The 17164-nt window shown below is 56.1% G+C and carries 15 protein-coding genes; 7 read left to right on the top strand and 8 right to left on the bottom strand.

The window, feature by feature from the left end:
• Positions 1-7: 7 nt before the first annotated feature.
• From P9J57_RS10470 to P9J57_RS10460, 3 genes are read right to left on the bottom strand one after another with little or no spacing between them, the layout of a single operon-like run.
• Positions 8-1339 (bottom strand): NAD(P)/FAD-dependent oxidoreductase, encoded by a 1332-nt coding sequence (locus P9J57_RS10470; RefSeq protein WP_110286762.1) that lies wholly within the window; start codon positions 1337-1339, stop codon positions 8-10.
• A gap of 24 nt (positions 1340-1363) precedes the next feature.
• Positions 1364-2836, bottom strand: coding sequence for an aldehyde dehydrogenase family protein (locus P9J57_RS10465; RefSeq protein WP_483279187.1), 1473 nt, complete (start codon positions 2834-2836; stop codon positions 1364-1366).
• Between the two features lie 30 nt (positions 2837-2866).
• Positions 2867-3997, bottom strand: a complete 1131-nt coding sequence (locus P9J57_RS10460) for a DSD1 family PLP-dependent enzyme (protein WP_029570034.1) — start codon at positions 3995-3997, stop codon at positions 2867-2869.
• 92 nt (positions 3998-4089) lie between these two features.
• On the opposite strand from P9J57_RS10460, the gene P9J57_RS10455 reads away from it, so the two are divergent.
• Positions 4090-4998 carry a LysR family transcriptional regulator gene (locus tag P9J57_RS10455; protein ID WP_019105195.1) on the top strand — a complete coding sequence of 303 codons (909 nt, stop codon included), beginning with the start codon at positions 4090-4092 and terminating at the stop codon, positions 4996-4998.
• 36 nt (positions 4999-5034) lie between these two features.
• Here the strand turns inward: P9J57_RS10455 and P9J57_RS10450 are convergent, their stop codons facing one another.
• A complete protein-coding gene (locus P9J57_RS10450; protein ID WP_089517339.1) occupies positions 5035-5430 on the bottom strand; it encodes a (R)-mandelonitrile lyase in 396 nt (131 codons plus the stop codon).
• 226 nt (positions 5431-5656) lie between these two features.
• On the opposite strand from P9J57_RS10450, the gene P9J57_RS10445 reads away from it, so the two are divergent.
• From P9J57_RS10445 to P9J57_RS10435, 3 genes are read left to right on the top strand one after another with little or no spacing between them, the layout of a single operon-like run.
• Complete coding sequence (locus P9J57_RS10445; RefSeq protein ID WP_014593752.1) at positions 5657-6220, top strand: fasciclin domain-containing protein; 564 nt, start codon at positions 5657-5659, stop codon at positions 6218-6220.
• A gap of 40 nt (positions 6221-6260) precedes the next feature.
• A complete protein-coding gene (locus P9J57_RS10440) occupies positions 6261-6815 on the top strand; it encodes an RNA polymerase sigma factor (RefSeq protein WP_013025822.1) in 555 nt (184 codons plus the stop codon).
• Positions 6812-7459: an anti-sigma factor gene (locus tag P9J57_RS10435; protein WP_014593753.1), complete on the top strand. Its 648-nt coding sequence runs from the start codon at positions 6812-6814 to the stop codon at positions 7457-7459. Before P9J57_RS10440 ends, P9J57_RS10435 begins: the two co-directional genes overlap by 4 nt.
• Before the next feature lie 80 nt (positions 7460-7539).
• Here the strand turns inward: P9J57_RS10435 and P9J57_RS10430 are convergent, their stop codons facing one another.
• Positions 7540-9180, bottom strand: coding sequence for a methyl-accepting chemotaxis protein (locus P9J57_RS10430; protein WP_483279186.1), 1641 nt, complete (start codon positions 9178-9180; stop codon positions 7540-7542).
• Positions 9181-10053: 873 nt separating this feature from the next.
• Here P9J57_RS10430 and kup point away from each other — a divergent pair.
• Entirely contained in the window at positions 10054-11922 is a 1869-nt protein-coding gene (gene kup / locus P9J57_RS10425; RefSeq protein WP_013025825.1) for a low affinity potassium transporter Kup, read from the top strand.
• Between the two features lie 450 nt (positions 11923-12372).
• Positions 12373-12789: a GFA family protein gene (locus P9J57_RS10420; RefSeq protein ID WP_014605803.1), complete on the top strand. Its 417-nt coding sequence runs from the start codon at positions 12373-12375 to the stop codon at positions 12787-12789.
• A gap of 26 nt (positions 12790-12815) precedes the next feature.
• On the opposite strand, the gene P9J57_RS10415 is transcribed toward P9J57_RS10420, so the two are convergent.
• Together P9J57_RS10415 and hipB are read right to left on the bottom strand one after the other, a co-directional pair.
• A complete protein-coding gene (locus P9J57_RS10415; RefSeq protein ID WP_483279185.1) occupies positions 12816-13925 on the bottom strand; it encodes a HipA domain-containing protein in 1110 nt (369 codons plus the stop codon).
• Positions 13925-14164: a type II toxin-antitoxin system antitoxin HipB gene (gene hipB / locus P9J57_RS10410; protein WP_013025828.1), complete on the bottom strand. Its 240-nt coding sequence runs from the start codon at positions 14162-14164 to the stop codon at positions 13925-13927. The genes P9J57_RS10415 and hipB overlap by 1 nt, the downstream gene beginning before the upstream one ends.
• Positions 14165-14278: 114 nt before the next feature.
• Between hipB and P9J57_RS10405 the strand changes: the two genes are divergently transcribed.
• Entirely contained in the window at positions 14279-14722 is a 444-nt protein-coding gene (locus P9J57_RS10405) for a GNAT family N-acetyltransferase (protein WP_013025829.1), read from the top strand.
• 63 nt (positions 14723-14785) lie between these two features.
• Here P9J57_RS10405 and P9J57_RS10400 read toward each other — a convergent pair whose 3' ends face one another.
• The gene (locus P9J57_RS10400; RefSeq protein ID WP_104933394.1) at positions 14786-17161 is read right to left on the bottom strand and encodes a glycoside hydrolase family 3 N-terminal domain-containing protein; all 2376 of its coding nucleotides are present in this window, start codon (positions 17159-17161) and stop codon (positions 14786-14788) included.
• Positions 17162-17164: the final 3 nt, after the last annotated feature.

Here is a 17164-nt window from a genome sequence, read left to right as displayed (position 1 = left end):
CACCTCTTTACATCATGCCCGGCTTTTTCAGCGTTGTGCCGTCGCGGAAACGGGAATAGCGGAACGCGGTGGGATCGACAATCGGCGCATCCCCGGTGACCAGGTCCGCCGTGAGACGTCCCGCACCGGGGCCAATACCAAATCCATGGCCGCTGTAGCCGCAAGACAGGATCAGCCCCGGAAGCTGCGGTACGGCAGAAATGACCGGAATGTCGTCCGGCATGCAGTCAATCACGCCGCCCCAGGCCTGAGTCACCCGCAGCCCGGCCAGCGCCGGAAACTCCCTGCCTATCGCCGCCAGCCCCTTTTCAACGATGCCGTCTGAAACCTGAGGATCCAGCACCCGAAGTTTCTCGAAGGGTGAAAGGCCATCCATAGACCAGCTTGCCCGGGATTCAGGGCCTTGCAAAAACGATGAGAGCCGGATTTTGGTTTCCAGATTTAACCGGCGGGCTTTGTATAAGGGGAAAAACTCTCGGGCATAGCGTAAGCCCTGGAACCCCGGCTCCAGCCGTCCGGTTCCAGACAGCGCAATGGTATAACCGCCGTCCTGGCGTGGACGACAGGCAAAGGCATCCGTATAGAAAGGCAGAGTGAGCGGCTGCTCTGCAGGATGGGTACGAAACGCACTGCCAATGACGTTACCGGCGGGCAGATCGATGCCGTGGCGGCGGCAAAACAGCGATGTCCAGGCTCCCGTGGCGCATACGACCCGGGCGGTTTTGATCAGGCCGCGTTCGGTTATCACCCCACTGACCTGTCCTGCCGAGATATCCAGCCCGCGAACCGCACAGCGCTGAAACAGAAACGCGCCCTTTTTCACCGCGGCTTCCATCAGCCCCGGCGCGGCTAAAGCCGGGTCGGCATAACCGTCGTCAGGGGAATGTACGCCGCCATGCCAGTTTGTGGTACTGCCCGGCGTCATCGTTTTGGCCTCGGCGGCACTCAGCATTCGACTGCGAATGCCGTACTGCTTTGCCATCTTGCCCCAGTTATCCCAGTTGCGAATATCCTTCTCCGTTCGCGTGGCATAGACCAGCCCGCTGGCGCGAAACCCTACGTCCATCCCGATGTCGTCGCTCAGCGCATGCCAGCGTTGCAGGGCGTGCAGAATAAGCGGAATTTCCCGCTCGTCGCGGTTAAGCTGACGGCACCAGCCCCAGTTACGGCTGGACTGCTCTGCGCCGACAAGGCCCTTTTCGATCACGGCAACCCGATAGCCTTTTTTGGTCAGCTCCCAACAGGTCGCTGCACCTGCAATCCCGGCACCGATAATCACCACATCCACCGAATCGGGGAAATGCGTACTGTCCTGAACAAGCCTGAGCGGTGCGGGCATCGTCTGTGATCTCCAGTAAAGGTGTTAAAAATCGATTAAGACACTCTTGTAGCGCTGACATGACTCAAAGGCCTGGCGCCCAAGATCTTTGCCAAAACCGGACCCCTGAAAGCCGCCGGTTGGAATGATAAAGTCCCAGGTTCGACGATAGCGGTTGATCCAGACCGTACCGCTGTCCAGGGCTTTCATCAGCCGCATCGCACGTGGCATGTTGAGCGTATGCACGCCTGCACATAAGCCAAAAACGCGATGCTGTGCGAGCGCCAGGGCTTCTTCTTCATCGCTAAACGTCTGGATGGTCAGCACCGGTCCGAAGATCTCCTCCTGAATCGCGACGTTATCCTGATTCACATTGGCTAACAGCGTCGGTTGCCAGAACCAGCCCTGCGCGGTGTTTTCGTAACGCTGGCCGCCGGCCAGAATGCTGGCCCCCTGCGCCACGGACTGCGCGATAATCGTCGCGACTTTTTCCCCCTGACGTTGATCGATCAGCGGACAGTAACGCGTGGCGGCCTGCCAGGTCATACCAGGCAGCGGTGTTTTGCACAGGGCGATAAGCTTTTCGATGACCCGTTCCGCGATACCTTGCTGAATGATCAGACGCGTCCCTGAAACACAGGCCTGACCGGCGTTAACGGTGAAGCCCAGAAACAGGCGCTCGGCGATTTCATCCGCATCGCCTGCATCGTCAAAAACCAGCTGCGGGCTTTTTCCGCCCAGTTCCAGCGTCACGGGCTTGGTACCCTGTAACGCGGCCTGGCTCATGATCGCCGCCCCGGTCGCGGTTGAACCGGTAAAGGACACCTTTCTGACCAGCGGATGGGTCACCAGTGCATTGCCGGTGACCTGTCCGCCGCCCTGAACGACGTTGAGCACGCCGGGCGGAATACCGGCCTGCACGGCCAGCTCAGCCAGCCGCGCGGTGGAGAATGGCGTCAGCTCAGAGGGCTTGAGCACCACCGCGTTTCCCGCAGCCAGCGCCGGGCCGCACTTCCACGACGCCATCGACAGCGGGAAATTCCACGGCGTGATCGCGCCGATCACGCCATAAGGCTCCGGCACCAGCATCCCCAGGCTACTGTTCTGGGTTGGAAACACATCTCCGCTGTACTTGTCTGCGCATTCTGCATAAAAACGCAGAGCAGCAGCGGTGAAAGGCACTTCAATATTGATCGTGTCCGTTATCGGACGCGTGGAGCCCACCGCCTCAAGCTGCGCCAGATAATCTTTGTCGGCATCGATCAAATCCGCCCAGCGGGAAATGGCCGCGCCCCGTTCGCGTGGCGAGCAGCTTGACCAGCCGCTGCGAATGCGCGCGTCTTCCGCGAGGCTTACCGCCTCGCGGACCGTTTCTGCGCCCGCTTCGTTGATGTCGGCATAATGCTGGCCATCCGAGGGACGTTTAATCCCCATTGTTTTGCCGGATGCCGAAACAAACTGGCCGTTGATAAAATGTCCGGTCGAAAGACGGACCTTATCAGGATCAAAATCTGACATGATGTCCTCTCACAATGAATGGAAAAAACGCTACCAGCCAACGATGCGTTGCCAGACCTCATGTTCGCCGTTTCGGGTGTCGATCACCTGATAGTGCGTATGCATCGCGGCGGTCGCGCAGGCGTGGTTGGGCAGAATGCGCAGCAGGGTACCGAGTGGAAAATCTCCGGTGGAATACGCACTGTCGCGCGGCAACGCAATAATTCCGTGCTCCTGATTGGTGGTTGTCAGCAGCAATCCCAACGGACAACCCGCGTCGTCGCACACCAGCCCGTAGCCATAATCGGTATCCTGTGAGGCGGTGCCGCGATCGCGTGACATGGCCATCCAGCCGGCATCAACAAAAACCCAGCCCTTGTCGTGGTTGTGGCCGATCACCGTTGTCACCACCGAAAGCGCAATGTCGTCCTGGGTGCAGACGCCCAGATTGTGCATAAACAGATCGAAGGTGGAAAACACCCCGGCCCTCACCTCGGTTACGCCCGTGAGGTCCGTAGCCGAATGCGCCGTGGGCGTGGAGCCAACGCTGACGACCGGGCACGGGATCCCTGCTGCACGGATATGCTGGGCAGCGGTAATGGCAGCCTGGCACTCTTGCTGCGCCGCCCGCTGAATGTCTTGCGGCGTGCGGCAATGGTAGGACTCGCCCGCGTGGGTCATTACCCCTTCCACCACCATCCCGTGCTGATGCAGATGACCGGCAATCTCGGCCAACGTCCCGTCTTCAGGTCGAATGCCGCCGCGATGGCCATCGCAGTCGATCTCAATGAAAACGGAAAACGTCACCTGATGCTGTAAAGCGTAATCGCTGATGGCCTGTGCCTGCGCCATGCTGTCCAGCAACACATGCACCTGTTTGCCGCTGCTCCGCAGGGCGGCAATACGCGGCAATTTAGCGGGCGCAATGCCCACGGCGTAAAGCACATTGCTGAAGCCAGCGGCGACAAAGGCTTCGGCTTCTGCCAGGGTAGAAACGGTGGCAGGTGAAGAGGATGCTTTGAGCAGATAAGGCGCAGACTGGAGAGTGCGAAGCGTTTTCAGATGCGGGCGAATCTGACAGCGTTGCCCTTCGATTCGCTGATACAAGCGGTTGATATTGCGTTCAAACTTAACTTTATCTAACAGCAGATAAGGCGTGGTTATGGTTAAGTGATTGAGCATCGTCGAATTCCTGTAAGGTTTTATTGATGCTCTCATCGTTTAAATCTGTTTAAAATGCCGTCAGGCCCAATTAATGATTAGGTTTGAACCTAATGATCAACAGCGAAGATTTACGTTTTTTTCAGGTCATTGCCCTGCATCCGACGCTGGCGGCGGCGGCGCGCCATCTGGATATCACGCCGCCTTCCGTGACGCAGCGCCTGCAAAGTATTGAACAAAAGATCGGGGTGAAGCTGATCCTGCGTCCGGCAAAACGCATCATTCTGACCGATGAAGGCGAAGCTCTGCTGGGTCGCGCCCGGGTGATTTTGCATGAGATAGACCAGTTGCAGGATGTGATCGATCAGACGCGAAACCGCATCAGCGGAACGCTGAGAGTGCTGGCCCCGTTGGGCTTTGGTTCCGAACACATTGCCCCGCTGCTGGCGGAGTACGCCGACAGCCATGCCGATCTCAGTATCGATCTCACCCTCTCCGATAACCCTGACTGGATGCAGGCCGATAAGTGGGATGTGGTGATCTATATCGGCCATCTGCGCGACTCCACGCTCTACAGCACCCGGCTCGCCGCCAATCCGCGCTTACTCTGCGCCTCGCCGGCTTATCTGCAGCAGCAGGGTACGCCGACGCATCCTGATGCGCTGCAGCACCATCACTGTCTGGTGATCCGGGAAAATGCGGAAGACGTGACGCGCTGGACATTCAGCCACAACGGGGACGAAACGACCCTAAGGATTACGCCACGTCTCGCCAGCAATGATGGTCGTATCATTAAAAAATGGGCGCTGAGCGGTAAAGGGATTATGGTGCGCTCCGCCTGGGATGTCAGCCGCGAGATCCGCCAGGGCCTTCTTGTTCCCTTGCTGCCCGCGTTTACCCTGCCGTCTGCCGATATCGTCGCCCTGACCAGCCTGCAGGAAAAAAAACGGCTTCCCCGCACTCAGGGCTTTATCGACCTGATGAAACACACCTTCAGCGCACCGCCTTGGGAGATCGATTAGGCCTCCCTGGTGTTGCACCGGCTCAACAGGCGTTGCTTACGATAAAAACTCGTGCTCTGTGACCTTCTCAAGCCAGGTCACCGGACTGCCGTTAAGGGATTCCGCGATGGCAATATGCGTCATTGCATGGCTGTCGGTGGCGCCGTGCCAGTGACGAACATCCTCCGGTATCCAGACGATATCGCCCTGATTAATCGTCTGCTTCTCTTCGCCTTCACACTGAATCCATCCCTGACCGGCGGTGACGATCAGCGTCTGACCCAGTGGATGCGTATGCCAGGCCGTACGGGCACCGGGCTCAAAGGTGACGATAGCGCCGCCAACCCGTGCCGGCGCCGCTGTGCTGAAAGGGGAATCAATGCGGACCTGGCCGGTAAAATACGCCTCAGGACCTTTCGCTGAGGGAACGGCGGCATTTTTGATGATTTTCATTATCGGCTTACCTTTGATGTCGTGTGACAGAGGACAGGGACGGACGTCTCTCATTCTGGCCGCTGCTTGCCTGTGCGCACATGGCCGAAAAACACACGCAGGCTGATGAATTGGGCAGGCTAAGCGCAGGGTTAAAAATATTTAATTTTTTCTGCATCCACTTTCGTCCCCCTACTCGTATATCTCATTGAAAGCCACTTACTCCACGCTCTAATGAGGATTTACGATGAAAAAGCTAATCGCTGTGACCGTTGTATCAAGTGCATTACTGTTTACCACTGCCTCTCTTGCCGCTATGGAGTCGGGTTCTGTCATGGTAGGCGGTGCCGCCATGTTCCCGCAAAAAAATATTGTTGAAAATGCGGTTAACTCAAAAGATCACACCACCCTGGTGGCTGCGGTAAAAGCAGCCGGTTTGGTTGATACCTTACAAGGTAAAGGCCCTTTTACCGTGTTTGCTCCAACTAACGCGGCTTTCGCTAAACTCCCTGCAGGCACCGTAGACAGTTTGCTGAAACCGGAAAATAAAGCGAAACTGACCAGCGTACTCACCTATCACGTGGTTGCCGGTAAGTACGATATGAAGGCGCTGGAAGCCAAAATCAAACAAGGTGGCGGTCATGCCGAGCTGAAGACCGTTAACGGTCAGCCGTTATGGATCATGAACAATGGCCCCCACAATATTCAGCTGAAAGATGGCCAGGGCAACGTCGCGAATATCAGTACCTATGACGTCAACCAAAAAAATGGCGTGATAGATGTGATTGATACCGTATTAATGCCGAAGTAATAATTTATACTCGAACGGAAACAGATCATTCGGGACGCTTATGGACAAGGTGCAGGCAGTGGAGCAGGTGAAATTGATGCAGGCAATCGCCGACGGCGATCGTCAGGCATTTGAACAACTTTACCGGCTGACATCGCCTCACCTTTTTGCCATCGCGTTGCGCATGTTGCAGCATCGCCCCTGGGCTGAGGAGGTGCTGCATGATTGCTACATCACCATCTGGAGCAAGGCGGAAACCTATAATGCCGCGCTGAGCTCCCCGTTGACCTGGATGACCCACATTGTTCGTAATCGGTGTATCGACTGGCTCCGCAGCGGACAGGCACGCCTTGCCAGCGCGGAAGAAGCCCATAACGATGACCTACTGGCCGCTGAACATGACGAACTGCATAACAGACAGGATGATGCACAAGCCGCACGCTTACAGCGCTGTCTGGGAAACCTCAGCAGTGAGCAGCGCCAGAGCATCACGCTGGCCTACTATCAGGGCATGTCCCACGGCGATATTGCTCACTGGCTCCAGCAGCCGGTTGGATCGGTGAAAAGCTGGATCCGCCGGGCGATGGCGCACCTTCGGGAGTGTGTCGGACTATGAATAAACGCCAACGTGACGACGCGCTCTCTGCGGAATACGCGCTGGGTACGCTGCGCGGCAATGCGCGGTTACGCTTTCAGAAGCGTCTGCAGAGTGAGCCGGAACTGACTGAGCAGGTAGCCAAATGGCAAACCTTGCTTGCCGGACTGGATCGCAGTCTGATGCCTCAGATTCCACCGGAATACGTCTGGAAAAAAATAACGTTAAGTCTGCCGACAAAGATAACGCCGCGCGTCAGGCGCGGTTATGTAGGCTGGCTGGTTGCCGCAGCCCTTGCCGCGCTGACGCTGGTGTCGTATCAGGTTATCAGAACGCCCGACTTTACCCCGCTGACCGTAATGCGGGGCGCGGAGCAACAGGGGCAATGGGTGGTCAGTGCAGATAAGGCGTTGACGCAGCTGCGTGTAACACCGTTGCAGCCGGTCGCTATTGGCGCAAACAACAGCCTGCAACTGTGGCTCATCCCTGCCGGTCAACAGCCCGTTTCCTTGGGGCTGCTGAATGCCCAGGAGACCACGCAGCTCAAACTTGCCGCACGTGATACGCTGAAAAACGCGGTGATTGCGGTCAGCCTTGAGCCCCAGGGCGGTTCACCCACCGGGCAGCCTACCGGCCCGGTGCTTTACAGTGGCAGGACAGGATAAAACCATTCGGGCGGCGGGTTGAGCGGGTAGGACGATGGCATGCCTTTATCCCGTGTTATCGCCCCACCCGCCGCACAACCCTAAAAACGTTGCCAGTTATCTTCCTGCTTAGCATAGGCCGCACGAGCCTGAACAAAGGCGGAAGAAACCCGTGCGGGGCTGGATTGGGCAACAGGCGCGGCATCGGTCAGCACGAACGTGGCGACGAGCTGATTCAGTGCTGAGGCCTGATCCATGAGCGAGCGGGATGCCGATGAGGCTTCCTCCACCAGCGCCGCATTCTGCTGTGTCACGTCATCCATCTGATTGACGGCCTGATGCACCTGACCAATCCCCAATGACTGCTCCTGAGACGCGACGGCAATTTCGTCAACGAGGTCGGTTACCTGTCGCACCGCGTCCTTCATTCGTCCGATATTGTCACCCACCTGTTCAGCCTGATTAACGCCGGTTTCCACATAGCGCATCGAGGATTCGATAAGTTCTTTAATCTCGCGCGCTGAAGCCGAAGAACGTTGCGCCAGGTTACGCACTTCACCGGCGACAACGGCAAAACCCCGTCCCTGCTCGCCAGCCCGGGCGGCTTCAACGGCAGCGTTGAGCGCCAGAATATTGGTCTGGAAAGCCACGCCTTCGATCAGGCTAATAATGGCGGTGATTTTTTCAGAACTCTGTTTAATGTCGGTCATGGTGCCGAGCATGGTGTGAACTTTCGTGGCGCTGTCGTCCGAAATGTCCCGGGCGTTTTTCGACAGCTGGCTGGCCAGTCGGGTGTTTTCAGCCGTCTGGCGCACGGTTTCACTCAGCTCTGACATACTGGCAGCCGTCTGTTCCAGCGAGGCCGCCTGCTGCTCGGTGCGTGAAGAGAGATCTTCGTTGCCGGCCGAAATTTGCGAGGTGGCAGAACTGACAGAATGGGCCGAACGTTCAACGGACGACAGCGAGTGGGCCACATTCCCGATAAGGTTGTTAAACGCTTTGGCCGTAAGACCAATTTCATCCTGACGGGAGTCATCCGCACGCAGGGTAAGATCCAGTCGCTCGCTGGCACGTTCCATGGTGATTCGCATACCGTTAAGGTGCCTGCGGATCCCCAGAATCGTTCTGACGGAGAACGCGCCCAGCAGCAGAATGATGGCGGCCGAACCGGCAATTAGCCACACCAGCGTTTGCCGGTAAACCTTGTTGTTATCTTTTTCAAATGCCGCCCCTACCTCCACATTAAACTGTAACTGTTTCTGGTAACTTTCAATTAAATCGCGAATAGACTGCCCGACCCCGCTATTGCCCTGCAGATCGGCCAGCGCAGCGTCGTCATGCAGACGGGAATTCGCCATAAAACCGGGCAAACGGTCTTCCATCTGCTTAATCAGCGCTAAGGCATTCTGGCTCAGCCTGATGTCCTGATCGTTAGTGGTTTCATTTTTCAAATAAAATTCAGTCAGCGCTTTAACGGTATCCAGCCGCGTTGTTATTTCCTTTTCGAACTCGGCCTGTTTGCCTTGATCTTTTGCACTCAAATGTCGGTAAAGCGAGACGTTAAGCCGGTTACTGCCATTGACCATTTTATCCAGGTCAACCAGTGAAGGCAGCGTATTGGTTTGTACGTATTGAAAGCGCGACTGGAAGCCGCTCAATACTATGATGACGATCACCACCATGGCAATCATCGATGCCGAGAGCAGTGAAAACGTCAGAAAAAGCCGCTGAGTAATAGTCATATTAAATTCCCCGAATACTGTGTTCGTTATTCATTACGTTATGCTGAAGCACGCTAGCCATAAAGATATCGACAGGGCGTGAATGAGCATTAATGCGCTGAATGGTAAATCCGCTGAATAATGAGGGCGGACGCTGCATTACCGTTAAAAAGCATTAGCCCGTTGAATGCATAAATAAAGACGTAGGGATTTATGACTCAGAAAATACAAATGGATTTAATGGATGGAGGAAAGTCAATTTTTATTTAAGAGGAGGGAAATAATCTTTATTCAAAATGGCGCGCGCGTTTAATTAATAAAATTTCGCTTAAGGCCAGCTTAAAATTGTGCCTGAATATACCGGCTGCGCCGTTGTTTAATGCCGCCGTTTTTGAAATAAATTAACGCTGCAACAAACGCGAACGAATTAATCATAAGTAAGGACTATTTTAAAAATTTTTTTATTTTTTTTGTTAACGCCGGGACGTTCTTCTCCGTTCGTTCGGGCCGGGCGTTAAAAACCCGCATAGCGCTGGCTTCCCTGTCTCCGCCGCGACACAGCCTTGTCATTCGCCGCATTCACGCCGCGGGTCGGCATGGCTGACAAAGCAAAAGACATAATTTGGCTTAATGCAACACGCTGACTAAACCGGTTTTAAACAGCCTGGTCGTTACGGCGGATTTACGCCACTTCTCGCGCGAAATAACTGCTGAGTTAATCGACAGTCGTGTAAAAATGTCGTAAAAAAAAGGTACAAACCTGTAAAAATGCAGTTCATAACTTAACCACCTACTCCCTAACTCACGCTAAACCGCGTAATCTCGTGCTGATCGCTGACCGGATAACCTTTCCGGCGAAGGTGGATAATTACGTGAAGCAAAACAGGATATTAAATGGCGCAGTCTGAAAAACAGTCTCTTCCTGCAGGCATGCTGGCGGCAGCGGGGATCGTATTTGGTGATATCGGCACCAGCCCGCTCTATACCTTAAAAGAGTGTCTGTCTATTCTTCCCTCTGGGGCGGTGACCGAAGAGGCGGTCATGGGGTTTCTTTCTCTGATATTCTGGGGACTGACGCTGATTGTGACGGTGAAATACGTCATCTTTATCATGCGTGCAGATCATGATGGCGAAGGCGGAATACTGACGTTGATGTCCCTGGCCCGGCAAAATGTCGGCGCGCGGCTCAGCCGCATCATCGTACTGGCAGGCCTCACAGGAGGAGCCTTCTTTTACGGTGACGGCATTATCACCCCGGCAATCTCGGTGCTTTCCGCCGTTGAGGGGATTGAAGTCGTGGCCCCGGCGCTGGATCGCTTTATTGTGCCGCTGGCCATGGTCATACTGGCGGTACTCTTTGTGATCCAGAAGCACGGCACCGAGCGCGTCAGCCGCGTTTTTGGCCCGATCATGCTGGTGTGGTTTATTACCCTGGCGATACTCGGTGTGCGCGGCATCGCCATGAATCCGCACGTTTTACATGCGCTCAATCCGGCCTTTGCCCTGACCTTTTTGCTTCATCATGAAGCCCTGTCATTTGCCGCGCTCGGCATGGTGGTGCTGGCCGTCACCGGTGCTGAAGCCCTGTATGCGGATATGGGACATCTGGGCAAAACCCCCATCAGGCTGGCCTGGTTGATCATTGCCCTGCCCGCTCTGGTGCTGAACTATTTTGGTCAGGGCGCCCTGGTGCTTGCCGAACCCAGCGCGGTGCAAAATCCGTTTTATATTCTGGCGCCCGTCTGGGCACAGATCCCGCTGATTGTTCTGTCAACCCTGGCCACGGTCATTGCTGCCCAGTCAATCATCAGCGGCGTTTACACGCTGACGCATCAGGCCATTCGCCAGGGGTTTCTGCCGCCGATGCGAGTAATCTTTACGTCTGCTACAGAATCAGGACAAATCTACATCCCGGTCGTAAACTGGCTGCTGTTTGCGGCGGTAACTGTCGTCATCCTGGCTTTCCGCCAGTCCTCAGCGCTCTCATCCGCTTACGGTATTGTGGTGACGGGCACGATGGTGCTGACGGCCTGTCTGGCCGGTATTGTGGCCTTTAAAAACTGGAAGTGGCCATTGCCGGTGGCGTTGGTTTTTCTGCTCTGCATGCTGTTAATTGATGTGCCGCTGTTTGCCGCCAATCTGATGAAGCTCCTGTCTGGCGGCTGGGTGCCGGTGCTGCTGGCGATGACCATGCTGGTGCTGATGCTTATCTGGAGCAGTGAGCGTTCCCGGCTTATCCGCCGTCTCACTGACGATCCGGTGCGGCTGAAAGCGCTGATTAGCTCCCTGGAAGCCTCTCCGCCGATGCGGGTGGGGGGAACGGCTATCTTTCTGACGCGTAAAGAGTATGAAATTCCGCAGGCGCTGCTGCATAACCTGAAACATAACCGGGTACTGCATGAGCGCACTGTCTTACTGCATATCAAAACGGTCGATCTGCCCCGCGTACACAATCAGCAGCGCATTGCGTTGCGCCAGATGTCCCCGTCGTTCTGGCAGGTGACGGCCACCTATGGCTGGCATGAGCGTCCGTCGATGCAGGATGTCCTGCATCTTTGTGGGCTGGAAGGCTTTGGCTGTACGTTAAATGAAGCGTCGTTTTTTACCTCGCACGACACGCTGGTGATGAAAAAGCGCCGTGGTCTGGCCCATGCCAAAGGCGTTATCTTCCACTTCTTCCAGCGCAATGCACTACGCGCGCATGAGCAGTTTAGAATCCCGGCTAACCGGGTGATCGAACTGGGCGGGCAAAAAGAGTTCTGATAAGGGCGTTTGCGGCAGAGCGTGTCACGGGCTCTGCCGTTTTCTTTTGTCAGGATGCCCGCATGTTCCCCGCTCGCGTTCTGCACCCTTTCACCACCCGTCGTGACGGCCTTCTTCACGCGTCTCCTGGATCTCGTCAGGCTTTGCCAGGCAAAATCTATGCTCATACAGGCATAACGGGACAGCAGGCGCCGCTGTGGCGCAAGTACCGCCTGCCGCGTTATCCCGTCAATAGTGCCCGTTGAACTCAACGCTGACTTGCAGAACGGCCCTCATCAGCGCACCAAACGCAGGATGCTGAAGAAAAATCTGTAGGCTGCGGGATCCCGTCTGGTGTCTTTGACCTTAAACCGTCACAATACCAGCCGGGATCCCCTGTTTTACCTGTGCCACCAACGCTTCATCCCTGTCACCTCCCCAGAGGTTGCAGGATGAAAAAAGGAGCAAATCATGTCTGATGCGACATCGGCTCAGTGCCACTGTGGCGCTGTAGCGTTTAACGTAAAACTGCTGGATGGCCTGAACACGGCCCGGCGCTGTAACTGCTCTTTCTGCCGTATGCGCGGCGCGGTCGTGGTGTTTGCGCCCGTCTCGGGGCTTGAGGTGGTGAAAGGCAAAGAGACGCTAAGCGAGTACCGTTTTAATTCGGGTGAGGCAGTCCACTACTTCTGTTCCATTTGTGGCATCTACACGTTTCATCAAAGCCGGTCCAATCCTGAACAGTACGGCGTGAATGCCGCCTGTCTGACGGGCGTTTCGCCTTTCGATTTCGCCTCCGTGCCCGTCACAGATGGCAATAATCATCCCCGGGATGGCGGCAAAGGCGGCGTAGTCGGCCATCTTAACTATGTTGCAGTAAAACCCTGACGCCGGGCACCAGAAGGCCATTAACCTCAGATCGCCTGGCGCACCCTTTCCAGCATCATCATTGCGTGGCTGAAAACCGCATCGGCGAGCGTCAGGGGATAATCATCCGGCAGGCTGTCCCGCACCTTAACAATCGCGGCAGGCAAGCCCGGAATAAAGGCCGCGAGTATCTGCCGCATCGCTGCCTGACTGAACCCCACGCTCCCCGCAAGGGCAAGAAAATGCGCGGGCCGAATCGCGTCAATGTGATGCTGTTTGCCCTCAGGGCCTGTCACGCCCATCGCCAGCTGGAAATCCTGTCTGTCTGTTGTGCGCAGAGAAAGGCCCGGGCAGGCGGAAAGAAGATGCTTAAAAGGCGCGAGCCGGAAGCTGCCACCGCGAGCAATCAGCAGCGAGAGATGTTTAGCGTTGACGCGTGTGATGCCCGTCAGCCACTGAAATACCAGACAGCGCATCATATCCTCACGGTCTTTCATGGCGGAGCTTGAGCCCATCAGCAAGGCCATGATGTCATCAATTCCCGGACCGCCCTGCTGCTCATCGCGGCCAGAGAGCGGCACGCCGAGCGCCTGACACACGTCTTCTTCAGGAAGATGATAAAGGTGTTGTCCGTCGTGACGCCAACGGCGATCATATCGTTCTGTTCTCAATTTACGGATGCCGTTCTCATGAACTAACACGGCATCCGGCACCGGGATAGTTAGCTCCCGGGCCAGGGACAGACACAGATACGCATTATCGATATCGAACTGCTGTGCCTCATCGGCGGGGCTGAAGACGCTGTGCGTTGCCTGGTCCGACGCGACGGGCTGCCGCTTTGCCGGCAGCAGACTGAGCGCCCCGGGTAATGTGTGTCCCACTTTCTGCAATGTTGCAAACACCTCACAGGATTTTATCGGGTGAGTCGGGTAAAAATCCTTTTCGATCAAAGTGCTGGGAAAGAGAAGGTTTTCGAAAAAGTGCACGACTTTCTCAGAATGCATCGCGGCGCGCTGTAAGGGCAACGAAAGCGAGAGAGGTCTGGCAAGCGGATGCTGAAGCCAGTTGGCGTCATACTGGAAATGTAGCGCGCCGTTGTGATGCAGCGTCAGCGTTCCCGTACGCTCGCCGTTTATCCAGGCAATGAGCTTTGCCATTACCAGGCATCCTCAGCCGGGGCTGAGGATGCGCTGTTTTCATGAAGCGACAGAGCAAGATCGAGCGCCTGTAAGATTTTGAACAACGTTGCCAGTGAGGTTGTATCCGGGGCATTTTCGAAGTGAGACAGGGTTGCCTGTTTCAGGCCCACTTTTTTCGCCAGTTCGACCTGGGTCCAGCCGTTTTGCTGCCGCAATAGCCTGACCTGATTCGCCAACTGGCGGGGACTGTAAATCATGCGGTATGCTCCCTGATAGGTGAGGATTTATCCCCGTTAGAGGATATTATCAGACTTGCTGCTCTTTCGCCTGATAACTTAATTATCCCCGATAGCGGATATTTTGGAGGTATAATGACCAAATGTAACTTTCCTCTGGCCGTCACGCGGTCTTACACCGAGAACGATAAGCAGGATTTACTGGCCGGGCTGCGCGCCTATAACAACGCGTTCATCGATACTTCGACATGGGGGCCGCTGGCGGTATTTTGTCGTGATCCGCAGGGAAAATTGCTGGGCGGACTGATTGGTAGCCAAAAAGGGCACTGGCTTTGTATTGAGTTTCTCTGGGTGAGTGAATCCGTGCGCGGTTCAGGCCTTGGCCAGCAGCTGGTTCATGCAGCCGAACAGGATGCTGTCACGGCGGGTTGCCACAGTGCCCTGGTGGATACCTTTAGTTTCCAGGCACTTCCCTTCTACCAGAAGCAGGGTTATGCCCGACAGATGTCGTTAACGGATTTCCCTCAACCGGGCATGCAACGTCATTATCTGACGAAAGCATTAAGCGCAGCGCGCTGATCTTCACGCTGCAAAAACGCAAGGGTTGCCCCTGTCCATCTCTCAATGGACAGGGTTAAGGCATCAGATCATATTGACCTTGCAGTCGCTTAACATACGCCAGTGGCAAGGCAGAACACGCGTTTCGCCTCTTACCGTTACCGTGCTGACGCCATGAATATCGCGACAGGACGATCCGACCTGGAGCTCAAACTCGCCCGGCTCAACAATGCGCTTGCCACCGCGACGGGTAAAGTTGAGCATATCGACGGGGAGCGTAAAGCACAGCTCAGCCGTTTCACCCGGTTGTAACGTGACGCGCTGAAAAGCTTTGAGCTCCTGGAGCGGGCGCACCATGCTGGCGACCTTGTCCCGGATATAAAGCTGAACCACTTCACTGCCCTGCCGTTGGCCGCTATTGGTCAGCGTCATTCTGAGGCGGATTTCGCTGTCAATAGCGACGCTGTCCTGCTCGGACTGGAGCGTCCCCCAACTAAACGTTGTCCCGCTCAGACCGTAGCCAAACGGATAGCGTGCGCCAAAATGGAAGGCGATTGGCGTGCCGCCGCTTTTCAGTTTGTGGTTGTAATAGAACGGCATCGCACCGACGTTCTTCGGAACGCTCACCACCAGGCGGCCCTGCGGCTCTGCGCGGCCGGTGAGGATATCCGCTATCGCCCAGCCGCCCTCCTGTCCCGGCGCCCAGGCCAGCAGAAAGGCGGCGACCTTGTTCTCCAGGCCCTGCAGGTTATAAGGTCGCCCACCGGTCATGACCACGATCACCGGTTTTCCGGTGGCCACAAGGGCTTCCAGCAATAACTGCTGCACGCCTGGCAGATTCAGGCTGTCGGTATCAGAACCTTCTCCTACGGTGCCGCTCTGGAACAGGCCCGCCAGATCGCCTACGCAGGCAACAACGACATCGCTTTCTTGTGCCACGCGAACCGCCTCCGCAATCAGATGCGTATCCTGTGAAACAGGCGACTGCTGCACAGGTTTCGCCCCGCTGTCTCCGGGGAAAACGGGAGCGCCTGCCGCGCGTTTCTCAATAATATGGCAGCCTTTGGCATAGCTGACGTTTTGCTGCCCCAGCGTATGGCGCAGCGCGGCGAGGGGCGTCGTTACCTGCGAGGTTTCCTCCAGCATATCGCTAATGATCAGGTGAACAGGAAAACTGTAGCCACTCAGTAGCGCGAGTGGATCGTCTGCACAGGGGCCCACAACCGCAACGCGACTGGTTTGTTGCAGCGGCAGAATGCCGTTGTTTTCCAGTAGCGTGATCGACCGCGTGGCAACCTCCCGGGCGACCTGACGGGTTTCCTCGTCCTGCAGTGAAATCGTCTCTTCATTAATGTAGGGCTGCTCGAACAGGCCCAGACGAAACTTTTCGGTTAAGATGCGGCCAACAATTTCATCCACCTTCTCCATCGACAGCAGATTACGTGATACGGCGTCCGCCAGATGGCGAGCGCAGTCATCTTTGGGCAGTTCGACGTCCAGCCCGGCGTTAAAAGCCAGCGCGGCAGATTCTGCCGCATCCTGCGCCACGCCATGATGCTGATGAAGCAGGCTGACGCCGCCGTAGTCAGCGACGACAATGCCGTCGAATCCCCACTGCTCCCGCAAGACCTCCGTCAATAAAAAACGATCGCTGTGGCCGGGTTGATTATCGATGTCATGGTATGCCGGCATGACTGAACCCGCATTCGCCAGCTTGACCGCCATTTCAAACGGCAGTAAGAAGATATCGTTTAACTCGCTGAAACCCAGGTGTACCGGCGCGTGATTACGGGCGCCCTCACTGAATGAGTGGCCGACGTAGTGCTTCAGCGTGGCTAACAGATCGCGCGTATCGCCCTGCAGGCCCTCGACGTAGGCGGTGGCCATGACGCCCACCAGCCAGGGATCTTCCCCGAAGGTTTCTTCCGTCCGGCCCCAGCGGACATCGCGGGACACATCCAGTACCGGCGCCAGCCCCTGCTTACAGCCAACAGAACGCGCCTCTGTGCCAATGCGCTGTGCCGCCCGCCTGATGAGTTCAGGATCCCAGGTCGATCCATAGTTGAGCGATGAGGGAAACAACGTGGCGCCTTTGCAGAGCAAACCGACCAGGCACTCTTCATGCAGCAGCGCCGGGATGCCCAGGCGTGAGCCTTCAGTCACGTCGCGCTGTAGGCGATTCGCCGCCCGAACGCCAGTCAGCGCGTCAACGATATGCGTTCCCAGCGGACGGGTAATCTGACCTATACCGCGGGTTAATCTTTCTTTCAGTGCTGTCTGGGCACTGACGCCAGTAAACTCATCGCTTAAATCTGTGCGTTCCTGGTGATTGCCCTCTTCATCCAGAATGAGCCAGTAAGCATGCATCTGCGCGAACTTTTCTTCCGCCGTCATGCGCGGCAGCAGATCCGCGACGCGTTCAGCGACCGGACGATGAGGATCCTTATAGATTGCAGTCATGTT

This window comes from Pantoea sp. nfd-35 (genome assembly GCF_056892255.1).
This window is presented reverse-complemented; position numbering and strand designations above follow the sequence as displayed.

What these genes read in the sequence shown, in the direction of transcription:
- P9J57_RS10460 (WP_029570034.1), bottom strand. Translation starts at nt 3,997, where the DNA reads ATGCTCAATCACTTAACCATAACCACGCCTTATCTGCTGTTAGATAAA.
- P9J57_RS10430 (WP_483279186.1), bottom strand. Translation starts at nt 9,180, where the DNA reads ATGACTATTACTCAGCGGCTTTTTCTGACGTTTTCACTGCTCTCGGCA.
- P9J57_RS10405 (WP_013025829.1), top strand. Translation starts at nt 14,279, where the DNA reads ATGACCAAATGTAACTTTCCTCTGGCCGTCACGCGGTCTTACACCGAG.
- hipB (WP_013025828.1), bottom strand. Translation starts at nt 14,164, where the DNA reads ATGATTTACAGTCCCCGCCAGTTGGCGAATCAGGTCAGGCTATTGCGG.
- P9J57_RS10440 (WP_013025822.1), top strand. Translation starts at nt 6,261, where the DNA reads ATGGACAAGGTGCAGGCAGTGGAGCAGGTGAAATTGATGCAGGCAATC.
- P9J57_RS10435 (WP_014593753.1), top strand. Translation starts at nt 6,812, where the DNA reads ATGAATAAACGCCAACGTGACGACGCGCTCTCTGCGGAATACGCGCTG.
- P9J57_RS10400 (WP_104933394.1), bottom strand. Translation starts at nt 17,161, where the DNA reads ATGACTGCAATCTATAAGGATCCTCATCGTCCGGTCGCTGAACGCGTC.
- P9J57_RS10420 (WP_014605803.1), top strand. Translation starts at nt 12,373, where the DNA reads ATGTCTGATGCGACATCGGCTCAGTGCCACTGTGGCGCTGTAGCGTTT.
- P9J57_RS10445 (WP_014593752.1), top strand. Translation starts at nt 5,657, where the DNA reads ATGAAAAAGCTAATCGCTGTGACCGTTGTATCAAGTGCATTACTGTTT.
- P9J57_RS10450 (WP_089517339.1), bottom strand. Translation starts at nt 5,430, where the DNA reads ATGAAAATCATCAAAAATGCCGCCGTTCCCTCAGCGAAAGGTCCTGAG.
- P9J57_RS10470 (WP_110286762.1), bottom strand. Translation starts at nt 1,339, where the DNA reads ATGCCCGCACCGCTCAGGCTTGTTCAGGACAGTACGCATTTCCCCGAT.
- P9J57_RS10465 (WP_483279187.1), bottom strand. Translation starts at nt 2,836, where the DNA reads ATGTCAGATTTTGATCCTGATAAGGTCCGTCTTTCGACCGGACATTTT.
- kup (WP_013025825.1), top strand. Translation starts at nt 10,054, where the DNA reads ATGGCGCAGTCTGAAAAACAGTCTCTTCCTGCAGGCATGCTGGCGGCA.
- P9J57_RS10415 (WP_483279185.1), bottom strand. Translation starts at nt 13,925, where the DNA reads ATGGCAAAGCTCATTGCCTGGATAAACGGCGAGCGTACGGGAACGCTG.
- P9J57_RS10455 (WP_019105195.1), top strand. Translation starts at nt 4,090, where the DNA reads ATGATCAACAGCGAAGATTTACGTTTTTTTCAGGTCATTGCCCTGCAT.